A 17,580-nucleotide genomic window follows, 5' to 3' on the forward strand; every position below is an offset into this window, starting at 1 on the left:
CGGCGTGGCGGTCCAGCACCCCGTGCCACCGGCCTTCCTGCGGGCCCACACCCGGCTGGACCGCCCGTCGCTCGTCCCCGAGGTGCAGCTGCACGTCGCCGACGACGTCGTCGCGCTCTGGGAGGCGATGGAGACCGAGGGCGGCGGAGCCGGCGAGGACCCGCCGTTCTGGGCCGCGGCCTGGCCCGGCGGCCAGGCGCTGGCCCGGCACGTGCTCGACCACCCGGAGCTCGTGGCCGGCCGCCGGGTCCTGGACCTGGGCGCGGGCAGCGGCCTGGTGGCCGTCGCCGCGCTGCTGGCCGGGGCGAGCGGGGTGCTGGCGAGCGACGTCGACCCGTACTCGCACACCGCGGTCGGGCTGAACGCCGAGGTCAACGGGGTGGCCGGGATCGAGGTCGTCGGGGACGTCCTGGACGAGGAGCTACCGGACATCGACGTCGTCCTGGCCGGCGACGTCTGTTACGACCGGGAGATGACCGCCCGGGTGCTGCCCTTCCTCGGCGCGGCCTGGCTGCAGGGGGCCACCGTCCTGCTGGGCGACCCCGGACGGGCGTACGTCCCGAAGGAGGGCCTGGTGGCCCAGGCGGAGTACGACGTACCGGACGCCGCCGGGGGAGCGGTGCGCCGGACGACGGTCTGGCGGCTCCCCTGAGGCCCACCGGCACCAGCCGTCCCACTGCTGCTGCCCCGCCCCGCCACCGGATGGGAGACGTGGCACATGGCGACGAAATCCGGCTCCCGGCATTGTCACGCCCAGGCGACGGCCTCTACCGTGGCCAGGTCCGGTCGGACGTCTCGTCCCCACCCGGGGAGCCCGCACCGGATGCCGCCGAATCGCTGCACGCAGCGAACCGGGGACCCACCGCACCACTGGGGTGAATCCCGCCCGGGCAGCCGCCCGGCTGGGTAGGGCGACTTCCCGCCCGAATCCGTCAGCTGACTCGGTAGGCGGCCGCGGAAGACCCACGGAGCCCCTCTCTTCATGTCCCGTCGCACCACCGCGTCCTCGTCCGACGAGCAGCTGCCCGCCACCGAGGTGCTCCCCGCGCTCTCGACCGGCGCCGATGACGCCCCGGTGGCCCGGCGGGCTCGTCGTCAGCCCCCGGGGGGCCTCCGTCGGCCCACGCTGTACGTCGGCGTCGCCGCCGCCGGGGCGATCCTGGTCAACGTCCTCGTCGGCGGTGAGCCCGGCACGCGGGCCGAGGCCGCCGTCGAGCCCGCGAGCGTCGTCGCCCAGCTGGACCTGAGCTCGCAGCAGACCGGGACCGCCCTCGTCGACGGCCCCCTGGCCGACCGGCTCGGCCAGCTCGCCGCCAACCGCAGCGAGCGCGAGGCCGCCCAGGCCGCCGCCGCGCAGGCGCAGGCGGCCGCCGACCAGGCCGTGCTCGACGCGCAGGCAGCCGCAGCAGCGCAGGCCGCCGCCGAGGCGCAGGCCGCGGAAGAGGCGCGGATCGCCGCCGAGGCCCAGGCCGCTGCGGAGGCGAAGGCCGCGGAGGAGGCAGCGGCTGCCGCCGCTCGGGCGGCGACCCCGGCCCCGTCCAGCACCACCAGGGCGCCGGCTGCGCCTGCCCCCGTCGCGTCCTCCGGGTCGGGCTCGTTCCAGGACTACGCCCTGGGCAAGCTCGGCGGCGACCAGACGGAGTTCTCCTGCCTGGAGAGCCTGTGGGGCAAGGAGAGCGGCTGGAACCCGAACGCGCAGAACCCGAACAGCACCGCGTACGGCATCCCGCAGTTCCTGGACTCGACCTGGAAGAGCACCGGGATCGCCAAGACCGCGGACGGCTACCGGCAGATCGACGCGGGGCTGATCTACATCACCAACCGCTACGGCTCGCCGTGCGCCGCGTGGTCGCACTCGAAGGCCACCGGCTGGTACTGACCCACCGGCGGTGCGCAGCGAGGCCCGGGTCCGGCCGGACCCGGGCCTCGCTGCGTCCGATGCAGTGCCGAGGTGTCGGGCAGATGGCCCTCCTGTGCACCGGCGGGGGACCATCGGGGAGGATCGAGGGGTTCGACCACCGAGACGAGGAGCGCTGATCCGTGGGCAAGCACCGCGCACCCGAGGGCGCCGCGACGGACTTCGACGCCGCCACCAGCGCCCTGGCCGACGTGACGGGCGACTACACCGTCGACGTCACGCACACCCGGATCGGCGTCCGGGCCCGGCACGCCATGGTGACCACCGTGCGGGGTGCCTTCACCGACTTCTCCGGCACCGCCCACCTGGACACCGCGACGCCGACGGCCAGCAACGTCCGACTGCGGATCGCCACCGCCAGCATCGACACCGGGACGCCGGACCGCGATGCGCACCTGCGCTCGGCCGACTTCCTGGACGTCGAGCAGCACCCCGAGATGGTCTTCGTCTCCACCGCGGTCGAGCAGGTCGACCGGGACGTCTACCGCGTCACCGGCGACCTCACGATCAAGGCGGTCACCCGGCCGGTCTCGATCGACTTCACCCTCACCGGCTCGGCGTTGGACCCGTTCGGCAACATGCGGGTGGGCTTCGAGGGCGCGCTGGCCATCAAGCGCAGCGAGTGGGACCTCACCTGGAACGCGATGCTGGACACCGGTGGCGTGCTGGTCAGTGACCGGATCCAGGTGGAGTTCGACGTCTCGGCGATCAAGGACGCCTGACCGGCGCACTGTGTCCCAGGCCACCCTCGGCCGCTAGGGTGGCACTCAGTGCCACGTAGGGCGCCGGGGGACCGGCCGGCCCCGCGACGGCAACCCCGGTGACGACGGCGTCGCCCGGGACGAGTCGAGCAGCAGGGGGTCCGCAGGTGGCGAACGCGTGGTTCGAGTCGGTGGCGGAGGCGCAGCGCCGGGCGAAGCGGCGGCTGCCCAAGGGGGTCTACGGGGCGCTGGTGGCCGGCTCCGAGCGCGGGCTGACCGCGGCGGACAACCTCGCCGCCTTCACCGAGCTCGGGTTCGCCCCGCACACCGCCGGGCTGAGCAACGAACGGCAGCTGGCCACCACGATCATGGGCCAGCCGGTCTCCATGCCGATCATGATCAGCCCCACCGGGGTCCAGGCGGTCGACCCCGAGGGTGAGGTCGCCGTGGCCCGCGCCGCCGCCTCCCGCGGCGTGGCGATGGGCTTGTCCTCCTTCGCCAGCAAGCCGATCGAGGAGGTCGTGGCGGCGAACCCGCAGACCTTCTTCCAGATGTACTGGGTCGGCACCCGCGAGGAGATGCTCGGCCGCATGCAGCGGGCGAAGGCCGCCGGCGCGGTCGGCATGATCGCCACGCTGGACTGGTCCTTCGCCTACGGCCGCGACTGGGGCAGCCCGTTCATCCCGGAGAAGATCGACTTCGAGGCGGCCCGCCGGTACGCCCCGCAGGTGCTGGCCCGGCCGCGGTGGCTGCTCGACTTCGCCCGCACCCGCAAGCTCCCCGACCTCACCGTGCCGAACATGGTGGCGACCCCCGGTGACCCGGCGCCCACGTTCTTCGGGGCCTACGGGCAGTGGATGGGCTCGCCGATGCCCACCTGGGAGGACGTCGCCTGGCTGCGTTCGCAGTGGGACGGGCCGTTCATGCTCAAGGGCGTCATGCGGATCGATGACGCCAAGCGGGCCGTCGACGCCGGGGTCACCGCGATCTCGGTCTCCAACCACGGCGGCAACAACCTCGACGGCACCCCGGCAGCGATCCGCGCGCTGCCCGCGGTCGTCGACGCGGTCGGGGACCAGGTCGAGGTGCTGATGGACGGCGGCGTCCGGCGGGGCGGCGACGTCGCCAAGGCAGTCGCGCTGGGCGCCCGGGCGGTCATGATCGGCCGGGCCTACCTGTGGGGCCTGGCCGCCAACGGCGAGGCCGGCGTGGGCAACGTGCTCGACCTGCTGCGGGACGGGCTCGGGTCCGCGCTGGTCGGCCTCGGCCACCGCTCGGTCGATGAGCTCAGCCCGGCCGACCTCGTCGTCCCGCCGCACTTCGAGCGGCACCTGGGCGAGGACGGCGCCGACGCCCCGGCGGCCCAGCGGTCCTCGGGCAAGGGCACCACCGCCTGAGGGTCCCGGTGGCCGGCGCGATGACTTCCACCGGCCACCGCCGTCCTCCCTGCCGAGCGCACCGTCCCTCGGACGCTGGGTGCGCCGTCCCTCGGACGCAGGAGGCCCCCATGTCGGACCTGTCCCGGTTCGTCACCGTCTGGTCAGCGCTGCAGGCCCAGGTGGAGCGCGGCCGACTGCCCGGCTACGCCGCCGCGGTGCGCCACCACGGCGAGGTCGAGGTGCACACCGGCGGCTCCCTCGAGCTGGGCGGCCGCGCCCGGGTGCGTCCGGACTCGCTGTTCCGGCTCGCCTCGCTGTCCAAGCCGTTCGCCGGCGTGCTGACGCTGTCGCTGGTCGAGGACGGGCTGCTGGACCTCGACGACCCGGTCGGGCGGTGGCTCCCGGAGCTGGCCGACCCGCGGGTGCTGGTCGACCGGGCCGGCGCACTCACGGACACGGTGCCCGCTGACCGCCCGATCACCGTCCGCCACCTGCTCACCAGCACGCCCGGCTTCGGTGGGCTGTGGGACGGCTCGCCGCTGGACCGAGCTCTGTACCGGGCCGGCCTCGGACCGGGTCCGCTGCCGCCGCAGCTGACGCCGGGGGAGTACCTGGCCCGGTTGGGCGAGCTGCCGCTGGCCGCGCAGCCCGGGGCCAGCTGGCTGTACCAGCTCAGCACCGAGGTGCTCTCGGTGCTGCTGAGCCGGGTCGCCGGGTGCCCGCTGCGCGACTTACTGCGCGTGCGGGTCACCGGTCCGCTGGGCCTGGCCGACACCGGCTTCTGCGCGACCGACCCCGCGCGGCTCGGCCCGGCGTACCTGCCGGCCGGTGACGGGTTCGAGCTCCTCGACCCGGCCGACGGGCGGTCGTCCGTGCCACCGGTCTTCGAAGGGCTGGCGGCCGGGTTGGTCTCCAGCGCACCGGACGTGCTCGCCTTCTTCGGCGCGCTCGCCGACGGCGGCGGGCCGCTGCTGAGCCCGCGATCGGTGGCCGCCATGACCACCGGAGCGCTGACCACGGCGCAGCGGGTGGAGGCCGCCGACTTCCTCGGCGCCGGCCGCTCCTGGGGCCTGCAGGTCGGCGTGCAGGTCGAGCCGGGGGAGCCATGGGCGCAGCCGGGCCGGTTCGGCTGGGACGGCGGGACGGGCACGACCGCCTACGCCGATCCGGACCGGGACCTCGTCGCGGTGCTGCTCACCGCGCGCGGCACGGCCGGGCCGGGCGACGGCCTGGACACGTTCTGGCGGGCGCTGTACCGCTGCCTCTGACCCACCCCTGCGGGAGCACGCCCGACGGGTCAGCGGGGTCGGTCACCGCCCAGCGCGAGCACCGTGCGCAGCGCGGTGACCAGGGCGAGCGGCTGGTCCAGCATCGGGTGGTGACCGCTGTCGGGCAGGTCGACCACGGGCATCCCGGCCCGGGTCAGCCCCACCATCTCGGTGGCCATCTCCGGGCTCACCAGCCCGTGCTCGCAGCGCAGGAAGGTCAGCGGGACGGCGACGCCGGGCAGCAGGTCGCGCAGCCGCAGCCGGGTGCCGAAGAAGTGCGGGTCGAACTTCCACGTCCAGCCGCCCTCGACCGCGCGCAGCGAGCCGGCGGCCACGTGCTCGCGGACGAAGGGGAGCAGGACGTCCTGCGGCGGCAGGGTCCGGAAGCGGGCCCTGGCCTCGGCCGGGTCCGGGTACACGCGGTGCGGCCGGCGGCGCTCCCGCAGCCGACGCTCGTCCGGCGGCCGGTCGTTGAGCGGGGAGTCGACGACGACGACCGAACCGATGTCACCCGGGTGCTGGACGCCCACGGTGACCGCCACCCAGCCACCCATGCTGTGGCCGACGACGACCGGCCGGTCGAGGCCTGCGTCGGCGGCGACGGCCACCACCTCCCGCGCCCACAGCAGCGGGTCGTAGTCCTCGCGCGGGTCGCTGTCGCCGTGGCCGGTCAGGTCCAGGGCGACCACCCGGCGGCCGGTGAGCAGCGGAGCGACGTGGTCCCACCAGCCGGAGTGGGCCGCCCCGCCGTGCACCAGCACCACTCCCGGCGCCCCGGCCGGCCCCCAGGCCCGGTAGTGCACCCGCGCGCCCGAGACGACGACGTCCCGGTGCTCCGGCTGCTGGGCGAGGGCCTGGGTGAACCACGTCGGCGGGGTCATCCCACCGATCCTGCCCGACGGCGGCAGCCCGACGAGAACGGGCTGGGGGCTGCCTCGGGGAAGCGGAGGCAGCTCCCAGCCCGATGTCGAGCTGCGGTGGGCCTCAGTGGCCCTTCAGCAGCTCCTCGAAGGAGGTGGTCGGGTCGGCGAAGGGGTCGGCCGGGCGGGTGGCCGCAGGACGGCCGCTGACCAGACCGGCGAGCTCGCCGGCCGCCCGGTCGATGCGGCCGGCCAGCGACCGGTCGACGCCGCCGCCGGCCCAGTCCTCCGCGGCGGCGAAGACGCCGGTGGGCACCACGATGGCCCGCAGGTAGGCGAACAGCGGGCGCATCGCGTGCTCCACGACGAGCGAGTGCCGCGGCGTCCCGGCGGTGGCGCCCAGCAGCACGGGCTTGCCGGTCAGCGACTCCTTGTCCAGCACGTCGAAGAACGTCTTGAACAGGCCGCTGTAGGAGGCGGAGAACACCGGCGTGACCGCGATCAGCCCGTCCGCTCCGACGACCGTGTCGATCGCCGCCTGCAGGGGCCGGTTGGCGAAGCCGCTGGTCAGGTTGTCGGCCAGGTCGCGGGCGTGCCCGCGGAGCTCCACCACCTCGACGGTGGCGTCCTCCCCGCGGGCGCGCAGCGCCTCGACCGTGGCGGCGGTGAGCCGGTCGGCCAGCAGCCGGGTCGAGCTGGGGTCGCTCAGCCCGGCGCTGACGACGGCGATCGTCCGGGTGGTCATGCCTGCGCCGCCGTCTCCACGGTCCGGCCGGTCACGTCGTCGGCAGCCTGCACGGTGCTGTCGTGCCCGCCGCCGGCGGCGGCCACCAGGCTGGCGTGGGTCGGCGCGTCCGGCACGTGGGCCGGCTTGAGCGCCGCGAACTCGCGGCGCAGCACGGGCACGACCTCCTCGCCGAGGATGTCCAGCTGCTCGAGCACCGTCTTCAGCGGCAGCCCGGCGTGGTCGATGAGGAACAGCTGCCGCTGGTAGTCGCCGACGTAGTCGCGGAAGCCGAGGGTCCGCTCGATCACCTGCTCCGGGGACCCGACGGTCAGCGGGGTCTGCGACGTGAACTCCTCCAGCGACGGGCCGCCGCCGTAGACCGGGGCGTGGTCGAAGTACGGGCGGAACTCCCGGACGGCGTCCTGCGAGTTCTTCCGCATGAAGACCTGGCCACCCAGCCCGACGATCGCCTGGTCGGCGCTGCCGTGGCCGTAGTGCTCGAACCGGCGACGGTAGAACTCGACCATCCGCTCGGTGTGCTCCGGCGGCCAGAAGATGTGGTTGTGGAAGAACCCGTCGCCGTAGTACGCCGCCTGCTCGGCGATCTGCGGGCTGCGGATCGACCCGTGCCAGACGAACGGCGGGACGCCGTCCAGCGGGCGCGGCGTGGAGGTGAAGCCCTGCAGTGGGGTGCGGAACTTGCCCTCCCAGTTCACGACGTCCTCACGCCAGAGCCGGCGCAGCAGCTGGTAGTTCTCCACGGCCAGCGGGATGCCGTCCCGGATGTCCTTGCCGAACCAGGGGTACACCGGGCCGGTGTTGCCCCGGCCCATCATCAGGTCGACGCGGCCGTCGGCGATGTGCTGCAGGGTCGCGAAGTCCTCGGCGATCTTCACCGGGTCGGTGGTGGTGATCAGCGTCGTGGACGTCGAGAGGACCAGCTTCTCGGTCTTGGCCGCGATGTAGCCCAGCGTGGTGGTGGGGGAGGAGACCACGAACGGCGGGTTGTGGTGCTGGCCCTGCGCGAAGACGTCGAGCCCCACCTCCTCGGCCTTGAGCGCGATCGTGATCAGCGACTTGACCCGCTCGGCCTCGGTGGGGGCCCGGCCGGTGGTCGGGTCGGGGGTGACGTCGCCGACGGTGAAGATCCCGAACTGCATCTCGTGCTCCCTCTCGTCTGAGCCGCACTGGTTGAGAGTGCAACTACTTGCTCGTGGAACCGTACGACACCCGGCTGCATTCCCCGCTCCGAACGCGGCAGCGCCCCCCGGCCGGGTGGGCCGAGGGGCGCTGCCGAGAAGGTCCTCGCTCAGGCGAGCGCGTCGACCGTCTCGTGGTCGTCGACCGTGCCGGCCAGCCGGGCCAGGGCCCAGTCGCCGTCGCCGAGCAGGTGGTCGATCGCGGTGAGCCGGCTGGTGTAGTGGCCCACCTTGTACTCGGCGGTGACGCCGATCCCGCCGTGCAGCTGGATCGCCTCCTTGCCGATGTGCCGCGAGGCCCGGCTGGTCTGCAGCCGGGCCCGGTCGGCGGCGGCGACCACGTCACCGTCGGCGTCGACGACCAGCGTCGCCCACATGACGGTGCTGCGGGCCAGCTCCAGGGAGACGTACATGTCCGCCGCCCGGAAGGTCAGCGCCTGGAACTTGTTCAGCGGCACCCCGAACTGCTTGCGGGCCTTGAGGTACTCCGCCGTCGTGGTCAGCGCCGTCTCCATCGCCCCCAGCGCCTCGTGCCCGTAGGCGACCCGGGCGCGGGCCTGCGCCTTCTCGACGGCCGGTGCCTGGTCGCCGGTGCCCTCGCCCAGCGGCTGGGCCGGGGTGCCGGCGAAGGTGACCTTCGCCGAGCGGGTGCCGTCGTGGTTGCGGTACCCGGTGCGGGTGAGCCCCTCGGCGTCGCCCGGCACCAGGAACAGCCGGGTGGCGCCGCCCACGAGCGCACTGACCACCAGCAGGTCGGCGCGGGCGCCGTTCGGCACCGGCTCCTTGACCCCGGTCAGCCGCCAGGAGCCGCCGTCCTCGGTCGCGGTGACCGACTGGGCGGACGCCTGCCAGCGGGAGCCGATCTCGGTGTGCGCGAAGGCCGGGAGCAGCGTGCCCTCGGCCAGCGCGCCGAGCACCTCGGCGCGCTGAGCGTCGGTGCCGAGGTCGGCCACCAGCCCACCGGCGAGGACGACGGCCTCCACGAACGGCTCGGGTGCGAGCACCCGGCCGATCTCCTCGGCCACGATGGACACCTCCACCGGACCCGCGCCCATGCCGCCGTCGGCCTCCGCGAACGGCAGCCCCAGCAGGCCCATCTCGGCCAGCTGGCCCCAGGTCTTCTCGTCGAAGCCCGGGTCGGTGCCGACCACGCGCCGGCGCTGCTCGCTGTCCCCGTAGGCGCGGGACAGCAGTGCGCTCACAGCCTCCCGGAGACCGTTCTGCTCGTCGTCGTAGCTGAAGTCCATGGTCAGTTCACAACCCCAGGATCGAGCCGGCGATGATGGTGCGCTGCACTTCGTTCGAGCCCCCGTAGATGGAGACCTTGCGGTAGTTCAGGTAGGAGGGGGTGGCCACCTGCGCCCACTCCGGCACGTCGGAGTCCTCGTCGGCGAACGACGCCACCGACAGCGGGCCGGCGATGTCCACCAGCAGCTCGGTGGCGGCCTGCTGCAGCTCCGAGCCGCGCAGCTTGAGCACCGAGGACGCCGGGTGCGGGCGACCACCGGCGGAGTTGGCCACCACCCGCAGGGCGGTGAGCTCCAGGGCCAGCAGCTCGTTCTCCAGCTCGGCGATCCGCGCGGTCATGTACGGGTCCTCCGACAGCGGGGCCCCGTTCACCGTGATGCCGCGGGCGTGCTCCTTGGCCTCGATCAGCATCCGCTTGGTGGCACCGATCCGGGCGATGCCGACCCGCTCGTTGCCGAGCAGGAACTTGGCGTAGTCCCAGCCGTGGTTCTCCTCGCCGACCAGGTTCTCCGCCGGGACCCGGACGTCCTCGAAGAAGACCTCGTTGACCTCGAAGCCGCCGTCGAGCAGCTCGATCGGCCGCAGGGTCACCCCGGAGCTGTCCATCGGGAACAGCAGCAGCGAGATGCCGCGCTGCCGCTTCTCGGCGGTGGGGTCGGTGCGGACCAGGCAGAAGATCCAGTCGGCGTGCTGTCCGAGCGTGGTCCAGGTCTTCTGGCCGTTGACCACCCAGTCGTCGCCGTCGCGCACCGCGGTGGTGCGCAGCGACGCCAGGTCCGAGCCGGCGTCGGGCTCGGAGAAGCCCTGGCACCACCAGATGTCGAGGTTGGCGGTGGCGGGCAGGAAGCGCTCCTTCTGCTCCTGCGAGCCGAAGGTCGCGATGACCGGGCCGATCATGCTGGTGTTGAAGGCGAGTGGCTCGGGGACCCCGGCCAGCTGCATCTCCTCGCGCCAGATGTGGCGCTGCAGCGGCGTCCAGTCCCGGCCGCCCCACTCCACCGGCCAGTGCGGGACGGCGAGGCCGGCGGCGTTGAGCGCGCGCTGGGCTTCGACGTACTGCTCCTTGGTCACCTCCCGGTGGGCAGCGACCGCATCCCGGGTCGACTGCGGCACCTGGGTGGTGAAGAAGGTGCGCATCTCGTCCCGGAAGGCCCGGTCCTCCGGCGACAGGTGCAAGCGCATGGATCCTCATTCCTGACGGCAACCCTGCCGTCTCGACGTGGGGTGTCGAACATCCCACATCCGCTACCCGGCAGTAACTCGGGGTCGGCGGCGGCGCTCGGGGTCACCCGCCGTGGTCGCCGGGGACCCACCCCGCCCGAAGGGGGGAAGTCCCCCCGATCGGCTGGAGCACCGAGTCCGGCAGGACGACGCTGTGGACAGGCTGCGCCGAGGCGTGCGGCTGGACGGCGGGAGTAGGGGCGGCATGTCGGCGAGGACCCGAACGGTGAGCGAGCCCCACGCGTCCCCCGAGGTCGTCGCCGCCGTCTTCCACGGGGTGACCGTCAGCGACGCCGCGGCGGTGCTCGTGGTGGAGCAGGTGGGCGCGGTGCTGCGGGTGGGCTGGAGCAACGAGCGGGTCGCGACCCTGCTCGGCTACGGCCCCGAGGACCTGCGCGCGGTGGCCGTCGAGCAGCTGCTGCCCTCGCTCGGTGGTGGGGAGCTCAAGCTGCTGCTCCGCCGGGAGCGGACGGTGCACATGACGCTGCCGGTCCGGTGCGCCAGCGGTGCGCTGCTCGACTGCGTGGTCTCCGCCATCCCGGTGCCGCCACCGGCCGGGCGGCGCTGGACGGTCCGGGTGACCTCCACGGCCAACGAGACCGAGCGGGCCCTGCGGGCGACCGCCGACGCCTCCGAACGCCGCTTCGCCACCCTCACCGAGCGCTCGCCGGTGCCCACGCTGCTGTCCGAGCAGGGCATGCGGCTGGCGCACGTCAACGACGCGTTCTGCGCGCTGCTCGGCATGCAGGCCGAGCAGCTGCTGGGCACCGGCTGGCTGGACGCCGTGCACCCCGACGACCTCGAGACGGTGATCGGCCAGGCCGTCGCCGTCCTCGAGGGTGGCGACCAGACGGCGCAGGCGCGGCTGGTCCGCCAGGACGGCAGCGAGCGCAGCACCGTGATCCGCTTCGCGCACGTCTTCACCCCGGGCGTGGGCGCGGGGTTCATCGGCACCATCGAGGACATCACCGACCGGCTGGCCTTCGAGGCGCGGTTGGCGCACCAGGCCAACCACGACCCGCTGACCGGGCTGCCCAACCGCACCCGGCTGGCCGAGCACGTGGCCGCGCACTTCCGGCCCGGCGCGGGCGGCCTGGCGTGCATCTTCCTGGACCTGGACAACTTCAAGGTGGTCAACGACTCCCTCGGGCACACCGCGGGCGACGCCCTGCTGGTCGAGGTGGCCGGCCGGCTGCGTGCGACGGTGCGACCGGGTGACCTGGTGGCCCGGTTCGGTGGCGACGAGTTCGTCGTCGTCTGCCAGCAGGTGTCCGAGGACGACGCGGTGGCCCTCGCCGAGCGGATCGGGGAGGCGCTGCACCGGCCGCTCACCCTCGCCGGCGTCGAGCTGCACCCCCGGGCCAGCGTCGGGGTCACGGTGCAGACCGCCGAGCACACCGCCGCGGAGGAGCTGATCCGCGACTGCGACATCGCCATGTACCAGGCGAAGGCAGCCGGCAAGGGCCGGATCACCGTGCTCGACTCCGAGGCCCGGGCCCAGGCCCGGGACAAGCTGCGGCTGGTCGCCGACCTGCGTGAGGCGATCGACCGCCGGGAGATCACGCTGATGTACCAGCCGATCTTCAGCACCACCGAGCGGACCGCGGTGACGGTGGAGTCGCTGGCCCGGTGGCAGCACCCCGAGCGCGGCGCGATACCGCCCAGCACCTTCGTCCTGCTGGCCGAGGAGAGCGGGCTGGTGTCGGCGCTCGGCCTGCTGGTGCTCGACGAGACGTGCCGGCAGCTGGCCGAGTGGGACGGCCGGCTGGGGTCGGCGGCACCCCAGCGGGCCAACGTCAACGTCTCGGCCCTCCAGCTGGACGCCAACCTGCACGGTCACGTGCGGTCGGCGCTGCTGCGCCACGGCCTGAAGCCGTCCCGGCTCTCCATCGAGATCACCGAGTCCGCCCTGATGACCGACCCCGCCGCGGCCCGCGCCGTCCTCCTGCAGCTGCGCGAGCTCGGGGTGCAGGTCTCCATCGACGACTTCGGCACCGGCTACTCCTCGCTGGCCTACCTGCGGCACCTGCCCGTCGACTGCCTCAAGGTCGACCGGTCCTTCGTGGCCGAGCTGGCCGACGGGCACCCCGAGATCGCCATCGCGGTCATCGCGCTGGCCCGCAGCCTGGGGCTGGACACCGTGGCCGAGGGCGTGGAGACCCAGCAGCAGGCCGACGAGCTCGCCCGGTTGGGCGCCACCTACCTGCAGGGCTTCAGCCTCGCCACGCCGCTGTCCGGCGCCGACGCCGCCACCTGGTTCGCCGACGCACAGACCGCCGGCACCCGACCCGCTCGACACCCCGACCTGGAGCTCATGTGACCCCGTCCGCGGCACCGTCCCTGACCGTCGCCCCGGTCTTCGACCTGGAGCGGGTGCTGGGCAGCATCGACAGCATGGCCGCCCAGCGGCCGGTCGCCGCCCAGGTCGTCGCCGAGACCAACTCCGACCGGACGAGCGCCAAGGAGCTGTCCCGGTTGCTCGGCGCCGACGTCGCGCTGGCCGGCCGGGTGATGAAGCTGGCCAACTCCGCCTTCTACGGGATGCGCGGGCGGGTGACCTCGCTGCAGTTCGCGGTCACCGTCGTCGGCTTCGGCACGGTGCGCACGATGGCGACGGTCGCCCTGACCGACCTGGACGACGAGTCGCGGCTGCCCGAGGACTTCTGGGAGGTCAGCACCACCCTGGCGCTGGCCGCGTCCACCCTCGCGCCCCGGTTCGCCGAGCGCCCGCAGGACGCGCTCTGCCTCGGGCTGCTGGCCCAGATGGGCGTCGCGCTGCTGCACCACAACGACGCGGAGGGCTACGCCGAGCTGTGGACGGCCCACCGGTCGGCGGTCTCCCGGCGGACGGCGGAGGTGCAGCGGTACGGCATCTCGGCGCTGCGGCTGACCTCGGTGGCGCTGGAGCAGTGGGGCTTCCCGGCGGGGATGCTCCTGCCGCTCCAGCAGGTGGACGACGACACCTCCTTCCAGGGCGCCCTGCTCCGCTCCGCCCTCGAGGTCACCGGCCGGCTCACCGACGGCGCGCACGAGGAGACCCCGATCGAGCGGGTCAGCTGCGGCCAGCTGCGGGAACGCGACGTCGTCCCGGTGCTCGCCCAGGTCCGCACCGACGCCGAGGAGCTGCGCGCCGCGCTGCTCGGCTGAACGGCGCGGCGCGCAGCTCCGCTGCTCAGGTGGCGGGCTCGGGGTTGTCCGGCTGCGGGTCCGCACCCACCGTGGGCAGGTAGCCCGGCGCCTCGCGCGCTGCGGCCTGGTCCTCGAAGTCCGCGGCGATGTCCAGCACGCGGGCGTCGTCCCAGCGGGTCCCGAAGAACGAGACGCCGACCGGCAGTGAGTCCCGCGGGCCGGCGAAGCCCGCCGGGACGGTGACGTTCGGGTAGCCGGCCACCGCGGCCGGGCCGGAGGTGCTGTAGACGAACGCGTCGGCCTCGCCGTCCAGGTACTCGTACCGGGTCTGCCAGGCCGGGGTGTTGGTCAGCCCGACGATCGCGGCCAGGTCGTCCTCCGGGCCGGCGCCCTGGGCGAGCACCTCGTCGATCGAGGCGCGGGCCAGCGTCCGGATCCGGTCCCGGGTCTCCTGGATCGCCGGGTCCTCGGCCGGCACCGTGGCCGCCTGGGCCTGCTCGAGCAGCTCCTGGCCGAAGTAGGCCAGCTCCACCGGGTCCTGCTCGTTGAACTCGATGATGCCGGCCAGGTCGGCCGGGTGGTCACCGGGCGTGGCGGCCAGGTAGGCGTTCAGGTCCCGCTTGAACTCCGCCAGCAGGGCCGGCAGCTCACCTGCACCGATCTCCTCCTGGTAGGCCAGCTGCACCGGCACGGTGGTCGCACCGGCGGCCTCCAGCTGCTTGACCGCCGCGGCGAACACCTCCTCGGTCCGGTCGTCGACGGCCGCCGACTGTTCGGGGGTCAGCGTCCAGACCCCGATCCGGGCGCCCTCGAGCGCGTCGAGGTCCAGGTCGGCGAAGTCGGTGGGCAGGTCGGCGGGGATCTCCGCGGTGGCGGCGTCGGCGTCGTCGGAGCCGGCGAGCACCTCCAGCACCAGCGCCGCGTCGACGGCGTGCCGGGCCATCGGGCCCGCGGTGTCCTGCTCGGCGGAGATCGGGACGATGCCGGTGCGGCTGACCAGGCCGAGCGTCGGCTTGACGCCGATCACGCCGTTGGCCCCGGCCGGGCAGACGATCGAGCCGTCGGTCTCGGTGCCGATCGCCACCTGGGCCAGCGAGGCGGCGACGCCGACCGCGGAGCCCGAGGACGAGCCGCACGGGTTGCGGTCGAGCACGTAGGGGTTGGCGGTCTGGCCGCCGACGCCGCTCCAGCCGCTGGAGGAGGCGCTGCCGCGCAGGTTGGCCCACTCGGAGAGGTTGGCCTTGCCCAGGACGATCGCGCCGGCGTCCCGGAGCCGTCGGGTGATCTCGGCGTCGTCCGGGCGGCTGTCCAGCATCGCCCGGGAGCCCGCGGTGGTCGGCAGCTGCTCGGTGTCCACGTTGTCCTTCAGCAGCACCGGGATGCCCTCGAGCGGCCCGCGCGCCTGGTTCCGCTGCCGCGTCCGGTCGCTGTCCGCGGCGTCGCGCAGGGCGTCGGGGTTGACGCTCAGCACGGCGCCGAGGTCGTCGTTGACCGCAGCGATCCGCGCCAGGTAGGCCCCGGTGAGCTGGACGGCGGTCAGCTCGCCCGCGTCCATCCGCGCCTGCAGCTCGGGGATGGTCGACGCGTCGAGGTCCAGGCCGCGGATCGGCAGGGTGCCGGAGCCGGCCGCGTCGGCGACGCCGGGGCCCGCCTGACCCGGGTCCGCCGGCGCGGCGACAGCGCTGGCCGGGACCAGCAGGGCGGCGGCGAACGCGGCGGTCACCGCGGCCCTCCGACGCAGGGGAAGGGCGGGAACGCGCATGGGTCCTCCGAGGCAGCCGGGGCTGGGGTAGCTGCACGCTAGGCCGACCGCCCGATGCGCGCTCGGTCAACGCGGAGGGGCGACGTCACAGGCCCTCCGGGTCACCCTGACCGGCCGTGGGAGGGCATGGTGGAGGGGTGTTCGACAGCGACTTCGGTCCGGACCTGATGGCCCTGCTCAGCCGGGAGGTGCTCCGCGAGCGCGTCGCCGCGCTGATCGCGGAGGCCTGCGCCTGGTCGGTGGGCCTGTCCGACCACGACCACCACCTGCGGGTCCGCGGCCGCGTGACGGCCACCGGGCTGACCCTCGGCGCCCGGGCGGTGACCGGCCAGCCGCTCAGCGGCGAGGAGGACGGCCGCCTCGAGCTGGGCGACGCCCGCCCCGGGAGCTTCCAGGACGCGCTGAACGCGGTCACCGCCGACGGCACCCTCTACGCCGAGCACTTCGACCGGGAGGTCGTCGAGCCGTTCGTGCTCGCCACCTGCGTCGCTGCAGCCGAGCGCGCCCGGACGACCCGTCCCGCCGACTGGGCCGAGCTCCTCGACGAGCTCGGCGAGGACGACGGCGACCTGGTCGAGGTCGTCCGGGTGGGGGAGTGGGAGGCGCCGCTGCGGATCGAGGCCGAGCACCTGGTGCTGGCGGCGCTGGGCACGGTGCCGCTGGTCGAGGTGGAGGCGGAAGGGCTGCCGCTGTCGCTGGTCCGCGCCGCGGAGGCGGTCACCCGGGCGGCGGCGCCGGCCGCCGTCCCGGAGGTCGGGCCGGCGGCGGACGAGCTGGCGGGCGCGCTGTTCCTGGCCGAGGCGGCGATCAGCTCCGCCGGGCTGCCGGTCCCCGTGCCGGTGCCCGCCGCCGACCGGTTGCTGGACGTGCTGCTGGCCGAGGGGCTGCTGCCCGAGGAGGTGCCGGCGCTGCTGCCGCACCTGCCGGTGGAGCCGGGCACCGCGGCCGAGGTCCGGGCGACGATCGCCGCCCTGGGGCAGGGGGCCTGAGTCAGCCGGCGGTGGGCGGGGGCAGCCGGACGACGTCGGCGGTGACCCCGTGCTCGTGCAGCCGGCCGGGCGCCGGGCTGTCGTAGACGACCAGCAGCTGCGGGCCGGCCGGGTCGTCGTCCAGCAGGCCGATGCCCTCCGCGTGGTCGACCCCGACGCCGAACGGCAGGTCGACCTCGCAGCTGAGCAGGTCGTCCCGCACCACCTGCGGGGCGTCCGCGGTCAGGGCGCCGTGCCAGCGGAACACGTGCACCGGCCCGTCCAGGTCCATCGTCGGGCCGGCGAGCACGAGCAGGTCGGCGCCGTGCGGGCACAGGTCCCGCACCCCGAGCCCGGCGAGGTCGAGCACGTGCTTGCGGTAGCGGCGGCCGTCGTCGAACGGCTCGAGCAGCAGCCGGCCGGGATCGTCCGGGTCGACGGTGGGGCGGAGCTCGAGCACCATCGCCCAGCCGCGCAGCACCGGGCCGCGCAGGCCCAGGTACACCCGCTCCCCGGCCACCGCGATGCCCTCGACGTCCAGGCCGTTGTCCTTGCCCGGGATCGCCAGGAACGGGGCCAGGTGCTCGTCGTCGGCGAGCAGGTCGCGCAGGTCCGGGCCGTGCGCCCCGAACACGGCGGCCCGCTGCGTCCGGCCGGCCACGGTGGTCTCCCGCACCGGCGTGGGCAGGCCGTCGACGTCGGCGACCGGGATCCGCACGAGCACCTGCCGGTTGGCCTGCCCGGTCACCCGGGCCAGCCGGCGCAGCGCCTTCTCCCCGTCGTGCCGCGGCTTGATCCGCTTGCGCCGCAGGCTGTGCGACCCGACGGCCCAGAGGAAGTCCCCGGCCCGGGCGATCCCCTCGATGTCGGCCTCCTCGTCGGCGTCCTCGCCCGGGAGCTCGACGAGGTCGGCGAGCCGGCAGCTGGTCTGGTCGGCGTAGTGCCGCGGCTCCCGGGGGTCGTCGGCGACGAGCCGCTCGATCGTCGCGGTCTCGTCCCCGGCCACCCAGAGCACCGGGCCGTCGCTGCGGACGGCGGAGAGGTTCGTGTGGGTGCCCGACTCCCGGGCCCCGGCGGTGAAGGACAGCCGGACGGTGCGCTCGATGCTCACGCCCGCCACCTTGGCACGCCGGCGACGGCGCGCACGCGGGCCTTCTCCCGGCCGTCGTCCGGGGGGACCATGGGGGGGCACGCATCCTC

The 17,580-nt window shown here is 74.4% G+C and carries 15 protein-coding genes and 1 riboswitch; of the genes, 8 read left to right on the forward strand and 7 right to left on the reverse strand.

Features of this window, described 5'->3' with window-relative positions:
• Nucleotides 1–4: 4 nt before the first annotated feature.
• The 5 genes from O2W18_RS09265 (at nt 5) to O2W18_RS09285 (ending at nt 5,266) form a co-directional block, all read left to right on the forward strand.
• Complete coding sequence (locus tag O2W18_RS09265; protein ID WP_269187244.1) at nt 5–652, forward strand: class I SAM-dependent methyltransferase; 648 nt, start codon at nt 5–7, stop codon at nt 650–652.
• 165 nt (nt 653–817) lie between these two features.
• A riboswitch (cyclic di-AMP (ydaO/yuaA leader) is annotated at nt 818–966 on the forward strand.
• Between the two features lie 16 nt (nt 967–982).
• The gene (locus tag O2W18_RS09270) at nt 983–1,879 is read left to right on the forward strand and encodes a transglycosylase SLT domain-containing protein (protein WP_269187245.1); all 897 of its coding nucleotides are present in this window, start codon (nt 983–985) and stop codon (nt 1,877–1,879) included.
• 161 nt (nt 1,880–2,040) lie between these two features.
• Nucleotides 2,041–2,640, forward strand: coding sequence for a YceI family protein (locus O2W18_RS09275; protein WP_269187246.1), 600 nt, complete (start codon nt 2,041–2,043; stop codon nt 2,638–2,640).
• 146 nt (nt 2,641–2,786) lie between these two features.
• Nucleotides 2,787–4,016, forward strand: coding sequence for a pre-mycofactocin synthase MftD (mftD, locus tag O2W18_RS09280; protein WP_269187247.1), 1,230 nt, complete (start codon nt 2,787–2,789; stop codon nt 4,014–4,016).
• Between the two features lie 110 nt (nt 4,017–4,126).
• Entirely contained in the window at nt 4,127–5,266 is a 1,140-nt protein-coding gene (locus tag O2W18_RS09285) for a serine hydrolase domain-containing protein (RefSeq protein ID WP_269187248.1), read from the forward strand.
• A 29-nt stretch (nt 5,267–5,295) separates the two neighbouring features.
• Here the strand turns inward: O2W18_RS09285 and O2W18_RS09290 are convergent, their stop codons facing one another.
• The 5 genes from O2W18_RS09290 to O2W18_RS09310 all read right to left on the reverse strand — a co-directional run bounded on the left by O2W18_RS09290 (nt 5,296) and on the right by O2W18_RS09310 (nt 10,482).
• Entirely contained in the window at nt 5,296–6,147 is an 852-nt protein-coding gene (locus O2W18_RS09290) for an alpha/beta fold hydrolase (protein WP_269187249.1), read from the reverse strand.
• A 103-nt stretch (nt 6,148–6,250) separates the two neighbouring features.
• Nucleotides 6,251–6,871 carry an FMN reductase gene (locus tag O2W18_RS09295; protein ID WP_269187250.1) on the reverse strand — a complete coding sequence of 207 codons (621 nt, stop codon included), beginning with the start codon at nt 6,869–6,871 and terminating at the stop codon, nt 6,251–6,253.
• Nucleotides 6,868–8,013, reverse strand: a complete 1,146-nt coding sequence (locus tag O2W18_RS09300) for an LLM class flavin-dependent oxidoreductase (protein WP_269187251.1) — start codon at nt 8,011–8,013, stop codon at nt 6,868–6,870. The genes O2W18_RS09295 and O2W18_RS09300 overlap by 4 nt, the downstream gene beginning before the upstream one ends.
• Nucleotides 8,014–8,162: 149 nt before the next feature.
• Entirely contained in the window at nt 8,163–9,299 is a 1,137-nt protein-coding gene (locus tag O2W18_RS09305) for an acyl-CoA dehydrogenase family protein (RefSeq protein ID WP_269187252.1), read from the reverse strand.
• 7 nt (nt 9,300–9,306) lie between these two features.
• Entirely contained in the window at nt 9,307–10,482 is a 1,176-nt protein-coding gene (locus O2W18_RS09310) for an acyl-CoA dehydrogenase family protein (RefSeq protein WP_269187253.1), read from the reverse strand.
• Between the two features lie 265 nt (nt 10,483–10,747).
• Between O2W18_RS09310 and O2W18_RS09315 the strand changes: the two genes are divergently transcribed.
• Nucleotides 10,748–12,841, forward strand: a complete 2,094-nt coding sequence (locus tag O2W18_RS09315) for a putative bifunctional diguanylate cyclase/phosphodiesterase (protein WP_269187254.1) — start codon at nt 10,748–10,750, stop codon at nt 12,839–12,841.
• The gene (locus O2W18_RS09320) at nt 12,838–13,668 is read left to right on the forward strand and encodes an HDOD domain-containing protein (RefSeq protein ID WP_269187255.1); all 831 of its coding nucleotides are present in this window, start codon (nt 12,838–12,840) and stop codon (nt 13,666–13,668) included. Before O2W18_RS09315 ends, O2W18_RS09320 begins: the two co-directional genes overlap by 4 nt.
• Before the next feature lie 25 nt (nt 13,669–13,693).
• Here the strand turns inward: O2W18_RS09320 and O2W18_RS09325 are convergent, their stop codons facing one another.
• The gene (locus O2W18_RS09325; protein WP_269187256.1) at nt 13,694–15,373 is read right to left on the reverse strand and encodes an amidase; all 1,680 of its coding nucleotides are present in this window, start codon (nt 15,371–15,373) and stop codon (nt 13,694–13,696) included.
• Between the two features lie 176 nt (nt 15,374–15,549).
• Between O2W18_RS09325 and O2W18_RS09330 the strand changes: the two genes are divergently transcribed.
• Entirely contained in the window at nt 15,550–16,401 is an 852-nt protein-coding gene (locus O2W18_RS09330) for a hypothetical protein (RefSeq protein ID WP_269187257.1), read from the forward strand.
• Nucleotide 16,402: 1 nt separating this feature from the next.
• Here O2W18_RS09330 and O2W18_RS09335 read toward each other — a convergent pair whose 3' ends face one another.
• Entirely contained in the window at nt 16,403–17,491 is a 1,089-nt protein-coding gene (locus tag O2W18_RS09335) for a DUF3616 domain-containing protein (RefSeq protein ID WP_269187258.1), read from the reverse strand.
• Between the last annotated feature and the right edge of the window lie 89 nt (nt 17,492–17,580).

This window comes from Modestobacter sp. VKM Ac-2983 (assembly GCF_026967885.1).
Classification (GTDB): Bacteria; Actinomycetota; Actinomycetes; order Mycobacteriales; family Geodermatophilaceae; genus Modestobacter.

Coding starts and splice junctions, on each gene's coding strand:
- O2W18_RS09285 (WP_269187248.1), top strand. CDS start 4,127: ATGTCGGACCTGTCCCGGTTCGTCACCGTCTGGTCAGCGCTGCAGGCC.
- O2W18_RS09310 (WP_269187253.1), bottom strand. CDS start 10,482: ATGCGCTTGCACCTGTCGCCGGAGGACCGGGCCTTCCGGGACGAGATG.
- O2W18_RS09290 (WP_269187249.1), bottom strand. CDS start 6,147: ATGACCCCGCCGACGTGGTTCACCCAGGCCCTCGCCCAGCAGCCGGAG.
- O2W18_RS09295 (WP_269187250.1), bottom strand. CDS start 6,871: ATGACCACCCGGACGATCGCCGTCGTCAGCGCCGGGCTGAGCGACCCC.
- O2W18_RS09300 (WP_269187251.1), bottom strand. CDS start 8,013: ATGCAGTTCGGGATCTTCACCGTCGGCGACGTCACCCCCGACCCGACC.
- O2W18_RS09270 (WP_269187245.1), top strand. CDS start 983: ATGTCCCGTCGCACCACCGCGTCCTCGTCCGACGAGCAGCTGCCCGCC.
- O2W18_RS09305 (WP_269187252.1), bottom strand. CDS start 9,299: ATGGACTTCAGCTACGACGACGAGCAGAACGGTCTCCGGGAGGCTGTG.